The sequence below is a fragment of the Mesorhizobium sp. P3_A8 genome (assembly GCF_056402995.1).
Window position 1 is genome coordinate 110,288 of the sequence record NZ_JBFUGI010000015.1, and the last position, 16,950, is coordinate 127,237.

Annotated in this window: 16 protein-coding genes; 7 read left to right on the plus strand and 9 right to left on the minus strand. The window is 65.1% G+C overall.

Features of this window, described 5'->3' with window-relative positions:
* Positions 1-60: 60 nt before the first annotated feature.
* The 6 genes from AC1DX4_RS29585 to AC1DX4_RS29610 all read right to left on the minus strand — a co-directional run bounded on the left by AC1DX4_RS29585 (position 61) and on the right by AC1DX4_RS29610 (position 7,780).
* Entirely contained in the window at positions 61-2,358 is a 2,298-nt protein-coding gene (locus tag AC1DX4_RS29585; RefSeq protein WP_477223677.1) for a xanthine dehydrogenase family protein molybdopterin-binding subunit, read from the minus strand.
* Positions 2,355-3,338, minus strand: coding sequence for an FAD binding domain-containing protein (locus tag AC1DX4_RS29590; protein WP_477223678.1), 984 nt, complete (start codon positions 3,336-3,338; stop codon positions 2,355-2,357). The genes AC1DX4_RS29585 and AC1DX4_RS29590 overlap by 4 nt, the downstream gene beginning before the upstream one ends.
* Complete coding sequence (locus AC1DX4_RS29595; protein ID WP_477223679.1) at positions 3,335-3,814, minus strand: (2Fe-2S)-binding protein; 480 nt, start codon at positions 3,812-3,814, stop codon at positions 3,335-3,337. The genes AC1DX4_RS29590 and AC1DX4_RS29595 overlap by 4 nt, the downstream gene beginning before the upstream one ends.
* A 165-nt stretch (positions 3,815-3,979) precedes the next feature.
* A complete protein-coding gene (locus tag AC1DX4_RS29600; RefSeq protein WP_477223680.1) occupies positions 3,980-6,238 on the minus strand; it encodes a xanthine dehydrogenase family protein molybdopterin-binding subunit in 2,259 nt (752 codons plus the stop codon).
* Entirely contained in the window at positions 6,228-7,286 is a 1,059-nt protein-coding gene (locus AC1DX4_RS29605) for an FAD binding domain-containing protein (protein ID WP_477223681.1), read from the minus strand. The genes AC1DX4_RS29600 and AC1DX4_RS29605 overlap by 11 nt, the downstream gene beginning before the upstream one ends.
* Positions 7,283-7,780: a (2Fe-2S)-binding protein gene (locus AC1DX4_RS29610; RefSeq protein ID WP_477223682.1), complete on the minus strand. Its 498-nt coding sequence runs from the start codon at positions 7,778-7,780 to the stop codon at positions 7,283-7,285. Before AC1DX4_RS29610 ends, AC1DX4_RS29605 begins: the two co-directional genes overlap by 4 nt.
* Positions 7,781-8,059: 279 nt before the next feature.
* Between AC1DX4_RS29610 and AC1DX4_RS29615 the strand changes: the two genes are divergently transcribed.
* From AC1DX4_RS29615 to AC1DX4_RS29640, 6 genes are all read left to right on the plus strand, one after another.
* Positions 8,060-8,677, plus strand: a complete 618-nt coding sequence (locus AC1DX4_RS29615; RefSeq protein WP_477223683.1) for a TetR/AcrR family transcriptional regulator — start codon at positions 8,060-8,062, stop codon at positions 8,675-8,677.
* A 4-nt stretch (positions 8,678-8,681) separates the two neighbouring features.
* On the plus strand, positions 8,682-8,918 hold the full coding sequence (locus tag AC1DX4_RS29620; protein ID WP_477223684.1) for a hypothetical protein: 237 nt from the start codon (positions 8,682-8,684) through the stop codon (positions 8,916-8,918).
* 93 nt (positions 8,919-9,011) lie between these two features.
* On the plus strand, positions 9,012-9,755 hold the full coding sequence (locus AC1DX4_RS29625) for a DeoR family transcriptional regulator (RefSeq protein ID WP_477223685.1): 744 nt from the start codon (positions 9,012-9,014) through the stop codon (positions 9,753-9,755).
* Positions 9,756-9,873: 118 nt separating this feature from the next.
* Positions 9,874-11,445 (plus strand): sugar ABC transporter ATP-binding protein, encoded by a 1,572-nt coding sequence (locus AC1DX4_RS29630; protein ID WP_477223686.1) that lies wholly within the window; start codon positions 9,874-9,876, stop codon positions 11,443-11,445.
* On the plus strand, positions 11,442-12,428 hold the full coding sequence (locus AC1DX4_RS29635) for an ABC transporter permease (protein WP_477223687.1): 987 nt from the start codon (positions 11,442-11,444) through the stop codon (positions 12,426-12,428). Before AC1DX4_RS29630 ends, AC1DX4_RS29635 begins: the two co-directional genes overlap by 4 nt.
* A gap of 89 nt (positions 12,429-12,517) precedes the next feature.
* Positions 12,518-13,669 carry a substrate-binding domain-containing protein gene (locus tag AC1DX4_RS29640; protein WP_477223688.1) on the plus strand — a complete coding sequence of 384 codons (1,152 nt, stop codon included), beginning with the start codon at positions 12,518-12,520 and terminating at the stop codon, positions 13,667-13,669.
* A 108-nt stretch (positions 13,670-13,777) separates the two neighbouring features.
* On the opposite strand, the gene AC1DX4_RS29645 is transcribed toward AC1DX4_RS29640, so the two are convergent.
* The 3 genes from AC1DX4_RS29645 to pdxR form a co-directional block, all read right to left on the minus strand.
* A complete protein-coding gene (locus AC1DX4_RS29645) occupies positions 13,778-14,092 on the minus strand; it encodes a DMT family transporter (protein ID WP_477223689.1) in 315 nt (104 codons plus the stop codon).
* A gap of 67 nt (positions 14,093-14,159) precedes the next feature.
* Positions 14,160-14,627: a carboxymuconolactone decarboxylase family protein gene (locus tag AC1DX4_RS29650; protein ID WP_477223690.1), complete on the minus strand. Its 468-nt coding sequence runs from the start codon at positions 14,625-14,627 to the stop codon at positions 14,160-14,162.
* A 125-nt stretch (positions 14,628-14,752) separates the two neighbouring features.
* Complete coding sequence (gene pdxR / locus AC1DX4_RS29655; protein WP_477223691.1) at positions 14,753-16,171, minus strand: MocR-like pyridoxine biosynthesis transcription factor PdxR; 1,419 nt, start codon at positions 16,169-16,171, stop codon at positions 14,753-14,755.
* Between the two features lie 143 nt (positions 16,172-16,314).
* Between pdxR and AC1DX4_RS29660 the strand changes: the two genes are divergently transcribed.
* Complete coding sequence (locus tag AC1DX4_RS29660) at positions 16,315-16,929, plus strand: FMN-dependent NADH-azoreductase (RefSeq protein WP_477223692.1); 615 nt, start codon at positions 16,315-16,317, stop codon at positions 16,927-16,929.
* The last annotated feature ends 21 nt before the right edge of the window (positions 16,930-16,950 follow it).

Sequence of the window (16,950 nt, forward strand, 5' to 3'; positions counted from 1 at the left end):
TCCGGCCCCGCTATGGGGTGCCGGACCGAAACCGCTCTGCCCAATTTCCCGGCGCAGCCATCAGATCAGCTTCTCCAGCGTGATCGGCAAGTCGCGCACGCGCTTGCCCGTCGCATGGAACACCGCGTTGGCGATCGCCGGCGCGACACCGACAATAGCCAGTTCGCCGACACCCTTGCCACCGAGCACCGAGGAGTGCAGGTCGGGAATGCCGACCGAGATCACCTCGATGTCGGGAATGTCGGCATTGGTCGGCACCAGATAATCGGCGAGGTTGTTGTTGACGATGCGGCCGTGGCGGCGGTCCATGATGCCTTCTTCCAGCAGCGCCTGGCCGATGCCCATGATGATGCCGCCCTTCCACTGGCTTTCGGCGAGTTTCGGGTTGTAGAGCCGGCCGGAATCCAGCGCCGACACGACGCGCGACACCCGTACGGTGCCGAAATCCTCGTCGACGCGCACCTCGATGAAATGCGCGCACCAGGAGTGGCGGGAATAGTCGCCCTCGGTGTGCGGCAGCGACATGGCGATGGTGGTGTAGTTTTTGTAGCGGTCCTCGGCCGTCGAGTTGGCCGGCATGGTGTCGCCCGTGGCTTCGATTTGGTCGCGGCCGACGCTCTTGAGCAGTTCGGCGATGGAGACATCGGGGCCATCGCCGCGCGGTGCGGTGATACGGCCATTGGCGACAACCAAAGTATTGGCCTGCAGCGTGTGGAAGGGCGAACGCGGATCGCTGATGGCGAGCCCCACCAACTGGTCGAGCGCCGAGGTTGCGGCCTTGTAGACCGCGCCCGTCATGACGCCGGCAAGGCGCGAGCCGCCGGTGACGCCGGCGCGGGGAAAGCGGGAGTCGCCGAGCTTCACCACCACGTCGTCGGCCGGCACGCCGACCGTTTCGGCGGCGGTCTGCGCCAGGATGGTGTAGGTGCCCTGGCCCATGTCGATCGACGAGCTTTCGACCTCGACCGAGCCGTCGGCCAGGATGCGCACGATCGCCTCGCCATACGCGCGGCGCACCGGGTAGGTGCCGGCGGCGACGCCCCAGCCGATCAGCTGGTTGCCGTCACGCATCGAGCGTGGTGCTGGCGAGCGCCTGGCCCAGCCGAAGCGTTCTGCGCCAGCAGCAAAAGCCTCGCGCAACTGCCTAGTCGACCAGGCTTTTTTGGCGTGCGGGTCCTGCTCTGCATAGTTTCTGAGCCGGATCTCCAGCGGATCGATGCCGACCTCATAGGCAAGCTCGTCGATGGCGCTTTCGATGCCGAAAGCCGAGGGATTTTCGCCCGGCGCGCGCATGGCGCCCGGCACCACCGAGTTCACCCGCACGACATTCTGCTTCGAAGAGAAATTCGGCGTCGCGTACATGATCGAGGTGACCGAGCCGAGCGGCTCGACCCACATGCCGTCGATCGATGTTTCATTGACGCCGCGATGCACGATCGACTGGATCACGCCGTCATGGTCGGCGCCGATCGTCACCGTCTGCCGTGTCGCGGCGCGGCCGCCGTACCCGGTGAAAGTCTGGGGCCGCGTCATGACCAGCCGCACCGGCCGGCCGAGCATCTTGGCTGCACTGGCGGCCACCGCGCCGTGGCTGAGCGCCAGCGCCTTGGAGCCAAAGCCGCCGCCAATATAGGGCGAGACCAGCCGCACATTCTCGAACGGCACTTCGAACCATTCGGCATAGGTGCGGGCCATGCCGTCGAGCCACTGGCTCGGCTCCCACACGGTGAGATGGTCGCCTTCCCAGCGGGCGATCAGGCCGTGCGGCTCCATCGGCGCCTGGTATTCGCGCGGCGTGTTGTAGGCGGCGCAGATCCGCACCGGCGCCGAAGCGAAGGCGGCAGGCGCATCGCCCCATTCCTTGGTCATGGCGTCGATCGGAATGCCATCACCGGCCTTGCTGTCGCTGAGATCAACAATGGCAGGCGTCTCGTCATAGCTGACCTTGACCAGGGCAGCGGCAGCGACCGCCTGTTCGAAGGTTTCGGCGACGACAGCCGCGACATGCTGGCCCGAGAAGGTGATGTCGCGCGCCAGCGGGCAGTAGGGCTTGTCGGGCGGCGGTGTGCCGAACCAGTCCGATGCGGTTCTCAGGCTGATGATGGTGTCCGGCGTCAACACTTGCAGAACGCCGGGTGCTGTCTCGGCGGCTGCGGTGTCGATGGCGCGCACCTTGCCTGACGCAATCGTGCTTTCGACCAGCACGGCGTAGGCTAGCCCTTCGAGCTGCTGCTCGACGGCGTATTTCGCGGCACCGGTGATCTTGGCCGGGCCGTCGACGCGCGACAGCCGGCCGCCGACGGCTTCCGCCAGCGCGCCATCGGAGGCGTCACCATGTCTGATGTTGTGAACGGTCATGCCGTCTCTCCCAATTTGAGGATGGCGCGGGCGATAACGCGCGGCGCGAGCTCGATCTTGTAGTGGTTGGCGCCGTGGTCGACGGCGCCTTCGACGGCGAGCAGGCTGGCGGCGCGGACGGTTTCCGGCTCCAGCACCTTGCCCCTCAACGCGTCTTCCACGGCCCGCGCGCGCCATGGCTTGGTGGCAACGCCGCCGAGCGCGACGCGCAGGTCGCGGATGGTGCGTCCATCGGCTTCCAGTTCGAGGCCGACGGCGGCACTCGCGGCGGCAAATTCATAGGACTGCCGGTCGCGGATCTTCAGATAGGTCGAGCGGCGGGCAGTAGCGGAGGCGGGAATTTCGATGGCGGTGATCATTTCGCCGGGCTCGATCGCATGTTCCTTGTCGGGCGTGCTGCCGGGCAGCAGGAAAAAGTCGTCCACCATAAGCTTGCGCTCGCCGAGATGGACTGTCGCGTCGAAGGCGACCAGCGCGGTGGCGAGGTCGCCGGGGTACATGGCGATGCAGGCCTCGCTGGTGCCAAGCACGGCGTGACCACGGGTAACGCCGCCGATGGCCGAACAGCCTGAGCCGGGCTGCCGCTTGTTGCAGGCGGAAAAATTCGCGGGATCGCGGAAATAGGGGCAGCGCGTGCGCTGCATTAGATTGCCGCCGATGGTCGCCATGTTGCGGATCTGCGCCGACGCCGCCTGCCAGAGCGCTTCGGAGATTGCGGGGAAGCGGCTCTTGATGTCGGCATGGTCGGCGACGTGGCCCATTCTGGCGAGCGCGCCGATGGTGGCGCCGCGCTCGGTCACTTCGATCCGGTCCAGCCCCTTGAGATGGGTGATGTCGACCAGGCTATCGGGCTCGGCAACGCCGCATTTGGCGAGATCGATCAGTGTCGTGCCACCGGCAAGCAGCATGGCGCCGGGCAGGGCGGCTGCCTGGCGTGCGGCATCGATCGAGCCGGCGCGGAAATAGGAAAAATCCCTCATGATGCGACCTCCAGGGCTGCCTGTCGGACAGCGGCGACAATGTGCGGATAGGCGCCGCAACGGCAGAGATTGCCGGCCATGTATTCGCGGATCTCTTCATCCGAGCCGGCATGGCCCTCACGGATGCAGGCGACCGCCGACATGATCTGGCCCGGCGTGCAATAGCCGCACTGGAAGGCGTCCTGCTCGAGGAAGGCAGCCTGCACGGGATGCAGTTCGCCCTCCCGCGCAAGCGCCTCTATGGTGGTGATGGTGCGGCCCTCGGCTTGTGCTGCCAGCGTCAGACACGCCAGCACGCGCTCGCCGTCGACATGCACGGTGCAGGCGCCGCACTGGCCGTGGTCGCAGCCTTTCTTGGTGCCGGTCAGGCCGAGCCTGTCACGCAAGGCGTCGAGCAGCGTGACGCGGGGTTCGAGCTGCAATTCGTGGTGCTGGCCGTTGATGTCGAGATGGATGGGGACTGTTGTTTTCGTCATGGGCGTCGGGCTCCAATTGCTTGACGCGAAGTCGGTTGATCTCATGTCGGGCAGGCGAGGGCAGCCGGCGGATCTAGCGCCCGCTATCCTGCCCTTCGCTGTCGCTTTGGGCACTCTCGTTCGGGAAGCCACGTAATCGGCTTCCCGTCGCTGCGCGGACCACTCTCAGGCCAACAGATCCTCGATGCGGATCGGAAAGCGGCGAGGCCGCACGCCGGTTGCATGCCAGACCGCGTTGGCAACCGCGCCGGCGGTGCCGGTGATGCCGATTTCGCCGACGCCCTTGATGCCGAGCGCATTGACGTAAGGGTCGTCCTCATGGACCAGAAGCGCCTCGACCGATGGAACGTCGGCATTCACCGGGACATGGTATTCGGCGAGGTTGGCGTTCTGGATCCGCCCCGAGCGCCGGTCGGGGACGGCTTCCTCGTGCAGCGCGAAGGAGACGCCCCAGATCATGCCGCCATAATACTGGCTGCGCACAAGCCTGGGATTGATGACCCGCCCGGCGGCGAAGGCGCCGACCAGCCTTGTGACGCGGATCTGCCCGAAATCGGGATCGACCTTGACCTCGGCGAAGACGGCGCCATGCGCGTGCTTGGCATAGGTTTCCTGGGATGCCGGGTCCGGAGCGCCCTTGCCGTGGCCTTCGATCTCGGTGAGGCCAGCGCGGGTGAGGATCTCGGCATAGCTTTCGCTCCGATTCTCATCGTCGCGGCGATACAGCCGGCCGCCGCGCGCCACCACGCCTTCATTGCCGGCGCCGAACAGCGGCGAGGCCTCGTTGCCGGTGGCGAGATCGGCGAGCCTGGCGATCACGGCGGCGCCCGCATTGTGGATCGCCATGCCGGCCGTCGCCGTATGGCCGGAGCCGCCGGCAATGCCCGCATTGGGCAGGTCGGAACTGCCGGCCCTGAAATCGACCTGGTCGATGTCGAGCCCCAACCCATCGGCGGCGATCTGGGCGAAAGCGGTCCAGGCGCCTTGCCCCATGTCCTGCGCGCCGGTCTCCATCAGGCCGCTGCCATCGGCCTTCAGCACGGCTCGCGCCTCGGCCTGGAACATGATGGCCGGGAAGGTCGCCGTGCCCATGCCCCAGCCGGTAAGGAAACCGTCGGCGTCGCGCATCAGCCGCGGCTGCAGCGGGCGGCTCGCCCAGCCGAACGTCTCGGCCGCCTGTCTGTAGCATTCGCGCAGTGCCTTGGAGGAAAACGGCTTACCGGTCATCGGCTCGACCTCGGCATAGTTCCGCAGCCGGAATTCCAGCGGGTCCATGCCACAGGCGTGCGCCGCCTCATCGATGGCGCTCTCGAGCGCGATCGAGCCGGTGGCTTCGCCGGGCGCGCGCATGAACAGCGGCGTACCGGTGTCGAGCCGCACCGCCTCGTGCGAGGTGGTGATGGCAGGGCTGGCATAGAGCGTGTGCGAGGCGTCCGCCGCCGGCTCGAAGAAATCGTCGAAGGTGCTCGACGTGGTCTTGGCGTGATGGGTTATGGCCGTCAGCCGCCCCTCGCCATCCATGCCCATGCGCAAGGTCTGGCGCGTTGGCGCGCGGTGGCCGACAGGCCCGTACATCTGCTCGCGCCGCAGCACCAGCTTGACGGGACGGCCAACGAGACGCGCCGCCAGGATGCCCAGCACCTGCGGTCCGGAAATCATGCCTTTCGAACCGAAGCCGCCGCCGAGGAAGGGGCTGCGGATGTGGATGTTTTGCGGCGCGATGCCGAACAGGCCGGCGATGCGGCCCTGCGCCATAGCCAGGCCCTGGCTCGGCGTGTCGATCGACAGCCGGTCGCCATCCCAGGCGGCGACGATCGCGTGCGGCTCCATGGCGTTGTGGTACTGGGCCGGCGTCTCGTAGGTGGCTTCGATCCGCGTCTTTGCCGATTTGAGGCCGGCCTCGACATCGCCCTTGTGCTGAACGGCCGGATTGCCGACGCCGACACCGCGCGGCACGAAGCTTTCGGCATCGTCGAGACCGACGCGCGCCGGCAGCGCTTCATAGCGCGGCGAGAGCAGCGCCGCCCCTTCGGTCGCCGCTTCCAGCGTTTCGGCGATCACCACGGCGATGCTCTGGTTGGGGTAGCGGACCCCGTCGTTCTGCAACAGGTCGAGCCGGAACATGAAGGGATGGTCCTTGGCGTCCGGGTCAGCGGCGAGCGCCGGCCGGTTCTTGGGCGTCATCACCTCGACCACGCCCTTGTGCGCCTTGGCTGCCTCGACATCCAGCGAGGCAACGCGGCCGCGCGCGATGCTGGAGACAGCGAGCACGGCGTAGAGCATGCCGGGCGGATGGTTGTCGGCCGCATAGCGGGCTGCACCGGTGACTTTCAGAAAACCGTCGCGGCGGGTCAGTGGCTGGCCGATGCTGGAGCCCTGGCGGGCATGGGCGGGCTGCTGGTTGAGGCTGAGTTCAAGCGTCATGGCGCGCTCCGGGAATGTTTGAGAACGGGGAGGCAGGAAGGGCCGGCAGCCGCTCGGGCGTTCCCGCCAGGGCGGATATCAGCGCCCTGACCACGATGCGGCGGGCAAGCTCGATCTTGAACGCATTGTCGCCGGAGGGGCTGGCATCGGCCAAGGCGGCGTCCGCCGCACCGGCGAAGGTCGCCGCGTTGGCATCGGCGCCAAGCAGGATGGCTTCCGCCGAGCGCGCCCGCCACGGCTTGGCCGCGACGCCGCCGAGCGCCAGCCGCGCGGCGCGGATCTTGCCGCCATCGACGACAAGTGCCGCGGCGGCCGAGACGACGGCGAAGGCATAGGAGGTGCGCTCGCGCACCTTGAGATAACGAGCATTGGCGGCGAAGGAGGCCGCCTCCGCCGGCAGGCGCACCGCCACGATCAGGTCGCCGGGCTCCAGCGCATTCTCCCGCTGCGGCGTTTCGCCGGGAAGCCGGTGGAATTCCTCCAGCGTGACGTGGCGCCGGCCCTTCTTGCCCTCGATCTCGACGACGGCGTCGAGCGCCACCAGCGGTACGCAGAAGTCCGACGGATGGGTGGCGATGCAGGCATCGCTCCAGCCGAGTACCGCGTGCAGGCGGTTCTCGCCACCCAGTGCATCGCAGCCGGCGCCTGATACACGCTTGTTGCAGGCGCTGGCGGTGTCGTAGAAATAGCTGCAGCGCGTTCGCTGCAGGAGATTGCCGCCGACAGTGGCGGCGTTGCGAAGCTGCGCCGAGGCACCCGACAGCAGCGCTTCGGCCACCGCCGGATAGGCTTTTGCAAACGCCGCGTCGTGGGCGAGATCGGCATTGCGGACCAGTGCACCGATGCGCAGGCCGCCATCGTCCAGCCGTTCGATGCGATTGAGTTCCGGCAGCCGAGAGATGTCGACGATGCGCTCGGGGCTGGTGATGCCGCCCTTCATCAGGTCGAGCAGATTGGTGCCGCCGGCCAGATAGGCCGAACCCGGCTCGGCCGCCGCCGCGATGGCGTCGGGAATGGTGGCGGGTCTGATATAGTCGAAGTCTCTCATGCCGCGGTCCTCCGGTCGGCTTTGGCAAGTTCTACCTGGGCTTCCAGGACGGCCTCGACGATGCCGCCATAGGCCGCGCAGCGGCATATGTTGCCACTCAGCCCCTCGCGGATGCGTTCGGGATCGTCGCCGGCCTGTCCCTCGGCGATCAGGCCGAGCGTGCTCATGATCTGGCCGGGTGTGCAGAAGCCGCACTGGAAGCCGTCATGGGCGATGAAGGCGGCCTGCACCGGATGCAGCTCTTCACCGTGGGCGACGCCTTCGATGGTCAAGACATCGGCGCCGTCATGGCTGACCGCCAGCGCCAGGCAGGAGTTGATGCGCTTGCCGTCGACCAGCACCGTGCAGGCGCCGCACTGGCCGCGGTCGCAGCCCTTCTTGGTGCCGGTGAGATCGAGCCGCTCGCGCAGCAGGTCGAGCAGGGTTACGCGCGGATCGACCTCCAGCTCGTGTCGGTGCCCGTTGATGGTGAGCGTGATGGGAAGGCTGGTCATGGGCGTCTGGCTCCAGTTTGCTTGACGCGGATGGGAAGTGAACTGGTGCCTTGCCGGAGAAGGGCAAGGTAACCTTATGGTCAGGCGTGGGCGGACGTGGAGATGACCGCGGATCTCCCGGGAGACAGGCGGGCAGGGGAGATGTCGGCTTGCAGGTTCGAAAGACGTGACATATCGCTTCCCCTTCTTATATGATGAAGGCGCTCCACTTAAAACGGAGGTGCCTCCGTTTATTAGTTGGGGCTTGGCCTGGCCGGGTTCAAGTCCCATATTTCGTCCGTGGAGAAAAAATTGGCCGAAGCCGTCATCACAGAAAACAAGGCCGCAGAGGAAAAACCGCTGCGTGCCGATGCACAGCGCAACCGCGACCGACTGGTCGAGGTGGCGGCTTCTGTGTTTGCCGAGCGCGGCATCGATGCCTCGCTGGAAGAGATCGCGCGCCGCGCCGGTGTCGGCATCGGCACGCTCTACCGGCATTTCCCGACGCGCGAGCATCTGGTCGAGGTGGTCTACCGGCGTGAGGCGGAGGGCCTGTGCGCGGCCGCCGGTGATCTCGCGGCAAAACATCCGTCCGATGTCGCGCTGGAGCAGTGGATGCAGCGCTTTGTCGACTACATCGCCACCAAGCGCGGCCTGGCGACCAGCCTGCGCATCCTGTTCAGCACCAATTCGACGCTGTTTTCAGACACGTCCGGGCGAGTGTCGCAGGCCTTGCGCCAACTGGTCGAGGCGGCGGTGGCCGACGGCACCATCCGCGGTGATGTCGACGCCTCGGATGTGCTGCACGCGCTGTCGGGCATCTACTCAGCGCCCGACACGCCGGAGTGGCGCGACCGCTCGCGCCGGCTGGTCAGGCTCTTGATGGACGGGTTGCGGTTCGGGGCCAAGAAGGGGTGACACCGTGGGCGACCTCAGCTTGCTGCTGAACAGGTTCGTCAGTGGAGAGGACACCGGCCTGGCAGCCGCCAACAGCTTGGAAGTGTTGCTCGACGACGCCTATCCTGATGACGAGCTTGTTCAAAGTGCCGTTATGGACCTTGCGATGTACAGACCCGGCGGCGGCCCCTTTCTGTTCGACACGCCGGAGATTCAACGGCGCCTGCATCGCCTTCGCGACTATCTTTCGCGCCGCACCTAAAGAGACCCAGGGCGAACCTGGACACTGGGCTTGCATCTGAATGAGAGCGGTTGTTAAAATCCTCACATTTCAAGGGATGCACAGGCCCAACGCATGACCGCTCGCAAAGCGCAAAGGACGGCACGGCTGATCGATCTGCTGTCGCAGCGGCGGGTCATCCATCTTAGCGAGGCGGCGGCGCTTCTCGGCGTCTCGGAGATGACGGTGCGGCGCGATATCGCCACCAACCAGGGGCAGATCGCCTATCTCGGCGGACACATATTGGCGGCGGCCGAGATCGAGGCCGATATCCCTTACGAGCTGGCGACCGCGGCCGACAGCCATGCGGCGGCGAAGCGCGAAGCCTGCGCGCATGCGGTGCGCAGGATACGGCCCGACGAGACGATCTTCATCGACTGCGGCACGACGCTGATCCATATGATCGATCTCATTCCCGACAATTATCAAATAACGGCAATATGTTACGCCATGAATGTGGCGGAGCGCCTGAGCCGCAAGGCCAATGTCACGATCATCATGCTGGGCGGCGTCTATCATCCGGCGTCGGCGTCTTTCTCGGGCACGCATGATTTCGAGATCTTGAACAGCGTCGGCATCAACGCGGCCTTCCTGTCGGCCGCCGGCGTCGATGCCAAGCGCGGCGCCACCTGCGAACATTTTCACGAGGCGGTGGTGAAACAGAAGGTGATGGGCCTGGCGCGCGAGAATTATCTGGTCATCGACTCCAGCAAGATCGGCAAGCTCAAGCGCGCCTTTTTCTCAACCATGGACGGCTTCGACGCCATCGTCACCGAACATGGTGAGGTCGGGCCGGATTCATTTCAGCCGCAGGCCTGACTCCGTTTGACATTTCATCAACCTGATGGAAAAGTCACAAAAAAAGTAAGAGAAGTCTCAAAAGAGACTCTCGACAGTCTGGGGTGGGGACGCGTCAAAGGGAGGAAGTGCGGGCGTCATGATCGAACCGGGTTCGACTGCGCTGATTTCCGAGGCCCCCTTGCTGCGCGTCGAGGGCGTCAGGAAGCGGTTCGGCGGCGTCAATGCGCTGCGCGGCGTCAGCCTCGAAATCTTGTCCGGTGAAGTGCATGCGCTGCTTGGCGAAAACGGCGCCGGCAAATCGACGCTGATCAAGATCCTGAGCGGCGTGCATGTGCATGATGGCGGCTCGATCGAAATCGACGGCAAGCCCGTCTCATTCGTTTCGCCCGCCCAGTCGCGCGATGCCGGCGTGGCGGTCGTCTACCAGGATCTGAGCCTGGTCGAATCGCTTTCGGTCGCCGACAATCTGCTCTTGGGACGAGAACCGAAGACACGGCTTGGCTTCCTGAAAAAACGCCAGCTGGTGGCGCAGGCCGAGGCGTTCCTCAAATCGCAGAACATCCCGCTCGATGCCCGCGCCATGGTTGGCTCGCTGCCCTTCGCCTATCGCCAGATGACCGAGATCGCCAAGGCGCTGATGGGCGATGTCCGCCTGCTCATTTTGGACGAGCCGACCTCGGCGCTGACCGACGACGAAGAAAAGATCCTGTTCGAGGCGATCCGCGCCGTTGCCGCGCGCGGCGTCGGGGTGATCTACGTCACCCATCGCCTCAACGAAGTGTTCCGGATTTCGAACCGGGTGACCGTGTTCCGCGACGGGCAGAATGCCGGAACATTCGTCACGGCGCAGAGCAATATGCGGCAATTGGTGGGCGCGATCGTCGGGCCGGATCATGCTGTTCTGAAGACGGACGGCGCCGGGCAAGGCACGCCGTCATCGGCTTCCGCTGGCTCCTCCCAAAAACCTGTGCTCGAGCTGACTGATGTCAGCAATGACAGGCTCGATCGCGTCAACCTCGAATTGCGCGGGGGCGAGATCCACGGCCTCGCCGGCCTGATCGGCAGCGGGCGGACCGAAATCCTGCAGACCATCTTCGGCCTGCGGCCCGTCCAGTCGGGCGAGGCCAGCCTCGACGGCGTGTCGTTGAAGGGCACAGACCCGGCGGCAGCGATACGGCAAGGCATCGCGCTGGTGCCGGAGGACCGGCATGTCCAGGGCCTGGTCCTCGAACATTCGATCGAGCGCAATCTGACCCTGCCGCGCTTGCCGACTTTCTCGCGCCTCGGCTGGCTGCAGCGCGGTCCGGCGAGCGAACATGCCAATGCCGCGATGCGCCGGCTGGCCGTCAAGGCACCAGGCGCGTCGACCCTGGTGAAGAACCTGTCCGGCGGCAACCAGCAGAAAGTGGTGTTCGGCAAATGGAACGAGCCGCGGCCGCGCGTGCTTCTGCTCGACGAGCCGACGGTCGGTGTCGATGTCGGCGCGCGCGAGGAGATTTACGGCGTCATTCGTGCCGCGGCGGCAGCCGGAAGCGGGGTGCTGCTGGTGTCCTCGGATCTGTCCGAACTGCTGCAGCTCTGCGACCGCATCTCGATCGTCGTCGATGGCCGCATCACCAGGACGATTGCGCGGTCGGAATTCGGCAGCGCCGAGGACCTTCATCACCTCATTCAACTTTCGCAGCCATCGGAAGAGCACGCGGCATGACCGACACACAAAGCCCGGCAAAAGCCGCCGCCAACCAGCCGGGCGGTCGCTCGGCGTTGCAGCATCTGCTTCAAGGCGAGCGGCCCTATATGCTCTACGTCGCCTTCGCCATCATGCTGATCGTCTTTAGCCTGGCGTCGCCCTGGTTCCTGTCGATCGACAATTTTCTCAACATCGGCCGGCAGACGACGCTGGTCTCGATCATTGCGGTCGGCATGACGTTCGTCATCATCTCCAGGCAGATTGACCTGTCGGTCGCCTCGACGCTGGCGCTTTCGGGCATGAGCGCATCGCTGGCCATGGCGTTCGTCGCCAACAACTGGGTCGTCGGCGCGGTGGCGGGGCTGGGCACCGGGGCGCTGATCGGGTTGCTCAACGGTGTCTTGACCACCCGCCTCGAAATCCCGTCCTTCCTGGTGACGTTGGGCACGTTGAGCGGCGCGCGCGGGCTGGCGCTGATGGTCACCAACACCAAGCCGGTGATCATCACCAACGAGTATTATTTTGCGATCTTCGGCGAGGGCTCGGTGCTCGGCATTCCGGCGCCGATCCTGTGGACGCTCGGCGTCACCATCGCCGGCATATTGCTGCTGCACTACAGCGTCTACGGGCGGCGCGTTTACGCCGCCGGCGGCAACCCGACGGCAGCGCTCTATTCCGGCGTCCACATCAAGCAGGTCACGACGCTGGCCTTCGTGCTGACCGGGACGCTCGCGGGGCTCGCATCGTTGATCCTGTCGGCGCGTTCGCACGCGGCGCGGCCCGACGTGGTGCAAGGCATGGAGCTCGACGTCATCGCCTCGGTCATTCTCGGTGGCTGCAGCCTGTTTGGCGGCCGCGGCTTCGTGCTCGGCACGCTGCTCGGCAGCCTAATCATCGGCACGCTCAACAATGGGCTGGTGCTGCTTGGCGTCAGCTCGTCGCTGCAACTCGTCATCAAGGGAGCAATCATCGTCGCCGCGGTCGCGTTCACGAGGAGGTAAGGCGCGCATCCCCGGATATCACCGAATACCAGCAGAAAACCGCCGGCTCCAAACGGCATACGGACACTAGAAATCAACGGAGGAAAGTCATGAAACATTCGGCACGAATCCTGTTCGGAACATTGAGCCTCGCCGCCAGCGCCTTCGCGCTGTCGACATCACCAGGTTTTGCGCAAACGCCCGACACCTGCGTCACCGGCGTCGACCTCGCGACACTCGGCCCCAAGGGCATTGTCGGGCAGGGTCCGCATGGCGAAAAGGCAGCCTCGCCCGACGAGCTGAAACTGACCGACGACGAGGCCGCCAAGGTCAAGGCCGGCAAGTTCAAGGTCGGCATTTCCATGCAGACGGTGAACCTCGACTGGTCGCAGCTGCAGGTGGCGGGCATCAGCGAAACGCTGGCCAAATATGGCGTCACCGTCACCGGCGTGGCCTCGGCCGAATATCAGGTCGACAAGCAGATCGCCGATATCGAAAACACCATCCAGCAGCATCCCGACGGCATCATTTCCATCCCCGTCGACTTCACCGCGACGGCGCCGACCTACAAGAAGGTGGGTGAGGCCGGCATCAAGCTGGTGTTCATGGACAGCATTCCGGTTGGCCTCTCATCGCCAAAGGATTTTGCCACGATGGTCTCGGCCGACAGCCAGGGCAATGGCCAGATCGCGGCGACGATCCTGGCGTCCTGCATGCCCAAGGGCGGCACGATCGGCCTGGTCAATTTCGGCGTCGACTATTTCAGCACCAATGAGCGCACCAAGGGCGTCAGCGAGTGGATGAAGAAGAACCGGCCCGACATCGTCATGAAGCAGGTCGACTTCACCGATCCCTCGAAAGTGTCGCAGATCGCCGGCGATTTCCTCACCGGCAATCCCGATGTAAAGGGCCTGTATGCGGTGTGGGACCAGCCGGCGCTCGACACGCTGTCCTCGATGCGCGCGCAAGGCATCGACATTCCGATCACCACGGTCGACCTCGGCCTGCAGTCCGCGATCGAGATCGCCAAGGGCGGCCCGCTCAAGGCAACCGGTTCGCAGCGTCCTTACGACCAGGGCGTCGCCGAGGCGCTGGCCATGATGAAGGCGCTGATCGGGCAACCGACGCCCGCCTGGGTCGGCGTGCAGTCGCTGCCGGTCGTTCAGTCCAACGTGCTGGAATCCTACAAGACCGTCTTTCACAAGGATCCGCCGGCCGAACTCGTCGACGCCTGCAACAGCGCCAAGCCGAAGTGCAACTGAGGTAGGTGAAATCGCATGGGCGCGGGGGAGATCCCGCGCCCATGGCTGTTTGTCCCACCGGAGATTCCGTCTGGCGTCCGCTGCAAGGTTAGAGCGGTCCGCTCGGTCTCAAGAAACCAGCCTCAGCCCAATCACCCCGGCCAGGATGAGAGCGATGCAGAAGAGCCGCATGGGTGCTGCGGACTCGCCCAGCAAGGCTATCCCGATGAGCGCCGTGCCGGCCGCGCCGATGCCGGTCCAGACGGCATAGCCGGTGCCGACCGGCAAGCTGCGCAGCGAGATCGACAGGAGGACGACGCTGGACACGCCGGTCGCCACCGTCAGCACGGACGGGATCAGCCGGGTAAAGCCGACGGACGACTTCATGAACAAGGCAAAGGCGATTTCGAGGATGCCGGCAATGCTGAGGAGTGCCCATGCCATGGTGACAGGTTCCTTCAAAAACTGAGAGGCGAGCGCGGCGCGCAGGCATGCCTGCGCGCGTGATGGCTCAGGCGGCTTTTGCGGCCTTGGCCGTAGCGGCCGGGGTCGAGCGGAAGGTGATGCCGAAGCGGTTGAAGGCATTCATCAGGCCGATCGCATAGGTGAGATCGGCAAGCTCCTTATCGCCGAATTCGCTCGCCGCGGCTTCGTAGTCCGCATCGGGAACGCCGGTTTCGGCGACCCGTGTCACGGTTTCGGCCCAGGCAAGGGCGGCGCGTTCGCGGCCGGAAAAGACGTCGCCCGCATCGGGCCACACCGGCACCAGCACGAGCTTGTCGACTGCAAGGCCCGACTTCAAGAGGTCGCGCGAATGCATGTCGATGCAATAGGCGCAGCCATTGATCTGCGAGACCCTGAGATAGACGAGGTCGACGAGTTCTTTCGGCAGGCCGGATTTCTGGATTGCGACGTAGACGCCGCCATAAGCCTTGAAGCCTTCAGGCGAAGCCTTGGCGTAGTCGAGACGGTTGCTCATGATGGAGCCCTTCTGGTTGGTTGAATGAGGGCTTTTGTGCCGCGTCTTGGCCTATCTCAGAAGGTCCATGATGCGTCTTCCATGCTGGACCATGATCTCGGCCCGAAATGAGCTGATGCCTACTCTCAGAGGCACCCCAATATGCGTTTTCCCAAGGCCTCCGCGGTGCGCTGCGTCGCGACATTGGTGAAGTTAAGCAGCAAGGCCGAAGCACCGTCATCCGTAACGGTCCAGTCACTCAAGGCTTCGGCGTAGAGCCCCTCGGCCCGCATGCGCGCGACGACCTGACGGTCCGGCTTTCTGTTTGCCAGGCGCAGGATCAGATGCATGCCTCCGGGCTGTGAATCGATGCGCATGCGTTTTCCCAGCACGCTTTCCAGCCCAGCCACTGTTGCCTGCCTGCGCTCGCCATAGAGCTTGCGCATCCTTTGGATATGGCGGGCGAAATGACCTTGCGCCATGAAGGCGGTGACGATGGCTTGCGTAAGCCCAGGACTGCTGCCGGCAAAGGCCAGGGCGATTTCCGCGAAGCGTTCGACCTGTGCTTGCGGCACCACCAGATAGGCAAGCCGCAGGCTTGGAAACAGCACCTTGCTGAAGGTGCCGGCATAGAGCACGCGCCCGTCGCGATCCAGGCTCTTCAGCGCCGGCAGCGGGCGGCTGACATAGCGGTACTCTCCGTCATAATCGTCCTCGACGATCCAGGCGTCGTTTCTTGACGCCCAATCCAGGAGTTCGAGGCGGCGGGGCAGGGACAGGGACACGCAGAGCGGCGACTGATGCGCCGGGGTGACCACAGCCGCGCGCGCCCTTGGCGCCAGCTTAAAGCCCTCCGGAACGATCATCCCGTCGCGGTCAACCGGAACCGAGACCGCCGCGACATGCAGATATTTCAACACGTCCCGCGTCGGCGGATAGCCGGGACTCTCCAGCCAGACGCTGTCACCGGCCTTCAGCAAAGCATGGCCGATCAGCTCGATCGTGTGGCGATAGCCCGATGTCACGAAGATCTGCGATGGGCCGCAGTCGATGCCGCGCGAAACCTGGAGATAGGCGGCAATCCGCGCCCGCAGGTCGGGCAGGCCATCAACTGCGGGGTGAACCATGTCGGATGGTTGCATGGCGCGCACGCATTGGGCGCCAAGCCGCGCCCAGATCTTGCGCGGAAACGCGTCGAGCGCCGGCAGGCCCATCTGGAACGGCAGGATCGAGTCCGGACGGAAGCTGGGTGTCGTCAGGCCGCTCTCGGCTCTCGGCAGCGGGCTCGCGACAGGTGTCCGCTTGAGGCCGGGCGTCACGATGGTGCCGGCCTGGCCGCGCGCCTGGATGTAGCCCTCGGCAGCCAGCAAAGCGTAGGCCGTCTCGATCGTGCCGCGCGCCAGTCCCAATTCCCGGGTCAGCGCCCTTGCCGATGGGATGCGCTCGCCTGGCTTCAGCACGCCACTGGCGATGGCGCCGCGAACCCGTTCGTAGATCTGCCGGTAGAAGGGGGTGGCCGCCGATGGATCCAAAGGCGCGATCTTGCTTGGCCTGGCCTTGGTCATGGGATCGCCGCCTCCGTGGATGTGTTTGGGACCATGCCACGATCATGGTCCAGCTCCAATGTCCATTCATGGACCTTGGGACTGGGTCATGACGGCAGTAGGCCTGTCTCGACCGATCCGCTCAAGACCATGGAAGCGATCCGATGAAGACAATCCTGCATGTCAGCTGCAGCCCACGCGGGCCGATCTCCGAGAGCGACAGGCTCGCGCAAAAGATCATCGGCTTTCTCAAGCAGAAGGAGCCGATGACGACAGTCGTCGATCGCGTCCTCGGTGACGGCAGCATCGCGCATGTCGACAGGGACTACGCGATGTCGCAGGCGTCCTTCGCCGACGTGTCGGAACAAGGCTCCATGATCCAGTCCGAAGAGCTCATCGCGGAATTGGAGCGTGCGGACGCCGTCGTCATCGGCACACCCATGCACAATCTGACCGTGCCTTCCGCGCTGAAGGCCTGGATCGACCACGTCGTGCGAGCGCGCGGCACCTTCGATGTCACGCCGGCTGGAAAAGTCGGCCTGCTAGCCGACCGTCCGGTCTTTGTCGCCATCGCCTCGGGCGGACGGTTTTCCGGTGAGCGGGCCCGCCAGCCGGATTTCCTCACGCCCTATCTGAAGGCCGTGCTCGGCATGATCGGGCTGCACGACCTGACCTTCTTCTCGGTTCAGGCAACGATTTCCGCCCCGGACGCCGTGGCTGCGACCAGAGCCGTGACCGATCAGGCGCTTCAGGACTATTTTGCGGCGTCTGGCGGTTGAAGCCGAAGATCCGGTTTGCCG

Coding starts and splice junctions, on each gene's coding strand:
- AC1DX4_RS29630 (WP_477223686.1), top strand. CDS start 9,874: ATGATCGAACCGGGTTCGACTGCGCTGATTTCCGAGGCCCCCTTGCTG.
- AC1DX4_RS29635 (WP_477223687.1), top strand. CDS start 11,442: ATGACCGACACACAAAGCCCGGCAAAAGCCGCCGCCAACCAGCCGGGC.
- pdxR (WP_477223691.1), bottom strand. CDS start 16,171: ATGACCAAGGCCAGGCCAAGCAAGATCGCGCCTTTGGATCCATCGGCG.
- AC1DX4_RS29605 (WP_477223681.1), bottom strand. CDS start 7,286: ATGAGAGACTTCGACTATATCAGACCCGCCACCATTCCCGACGCCATC.
- AC1DX4_RS29650 (WP_477223690.1), bottom strand. CDS start 14,627: ATGAGCAACCGTCTCGACTACGCCAAGGCTTCGCCTGAAGGCTTCAAG.
- AC1DX4_RS29625 (WP_477223685.1), top strand. CDS start 9,012: ATGACCGCTCGCAAAGCGCAAAGGACGGCACGGCTGATCGATCTGCTG.
- AC1DX4_RS29585 (WP_477223677.1), bottom strand. CDS start 2,358: ATGACCGTTCACAACATCAGACATGGTGACGCCTCCGATGGCGCGCTG.
- AC1DX4_RS29595 (WP_477223679.1), bottom strand. CDS start 3,814: ATGACGAAAACAACAGTCCCCATCCATCTCGACATCAACGGCCAGCAC.
- AC1DX4_RS29590 (WP_477223678.1), bottom strand. CDS start 3,338: ATGAGGGATTTTTCCTATTTCCGCGCCGGCTCGATCGATGCCGCACGC.
- AC1DX4_RS29660 (WP_477223692.1), top strand. CDS start 16,315: ATGAAGACAATCCTGCATGTCAGCTGCAGCCCACGCGGGCCGATCTCC.
- AC1DX4_RS29610 (WP_477223682.1), bottom strand. CDS start 7,780: ATGACCAGCCTTCCCATCACGCTCACCATCAACGGGCACCGACACGAG.
- AC1DX4_RS29640 (WP_477223688.1), top strand. CDS start 12,518: ATGAAACATTCGGCACGAATCCTGTTCGGAACATTGAGCCTCGCCGCC.
- AC1DX4_RS29645 (WP_477223689.1), bottom strand. CDS start 14,092: ATGGCATGGGCACTCCTCAGCATTGCCGGCATCCTCGAAATCGCCTTT.
- AC1DX4_RS29600 (WP_477223680.1), bottom strand. CDS start 6,238: ATGACGCTTGAACTCAGCCTCAACCAGCAGCCCGCCCATGCCCGCCAG.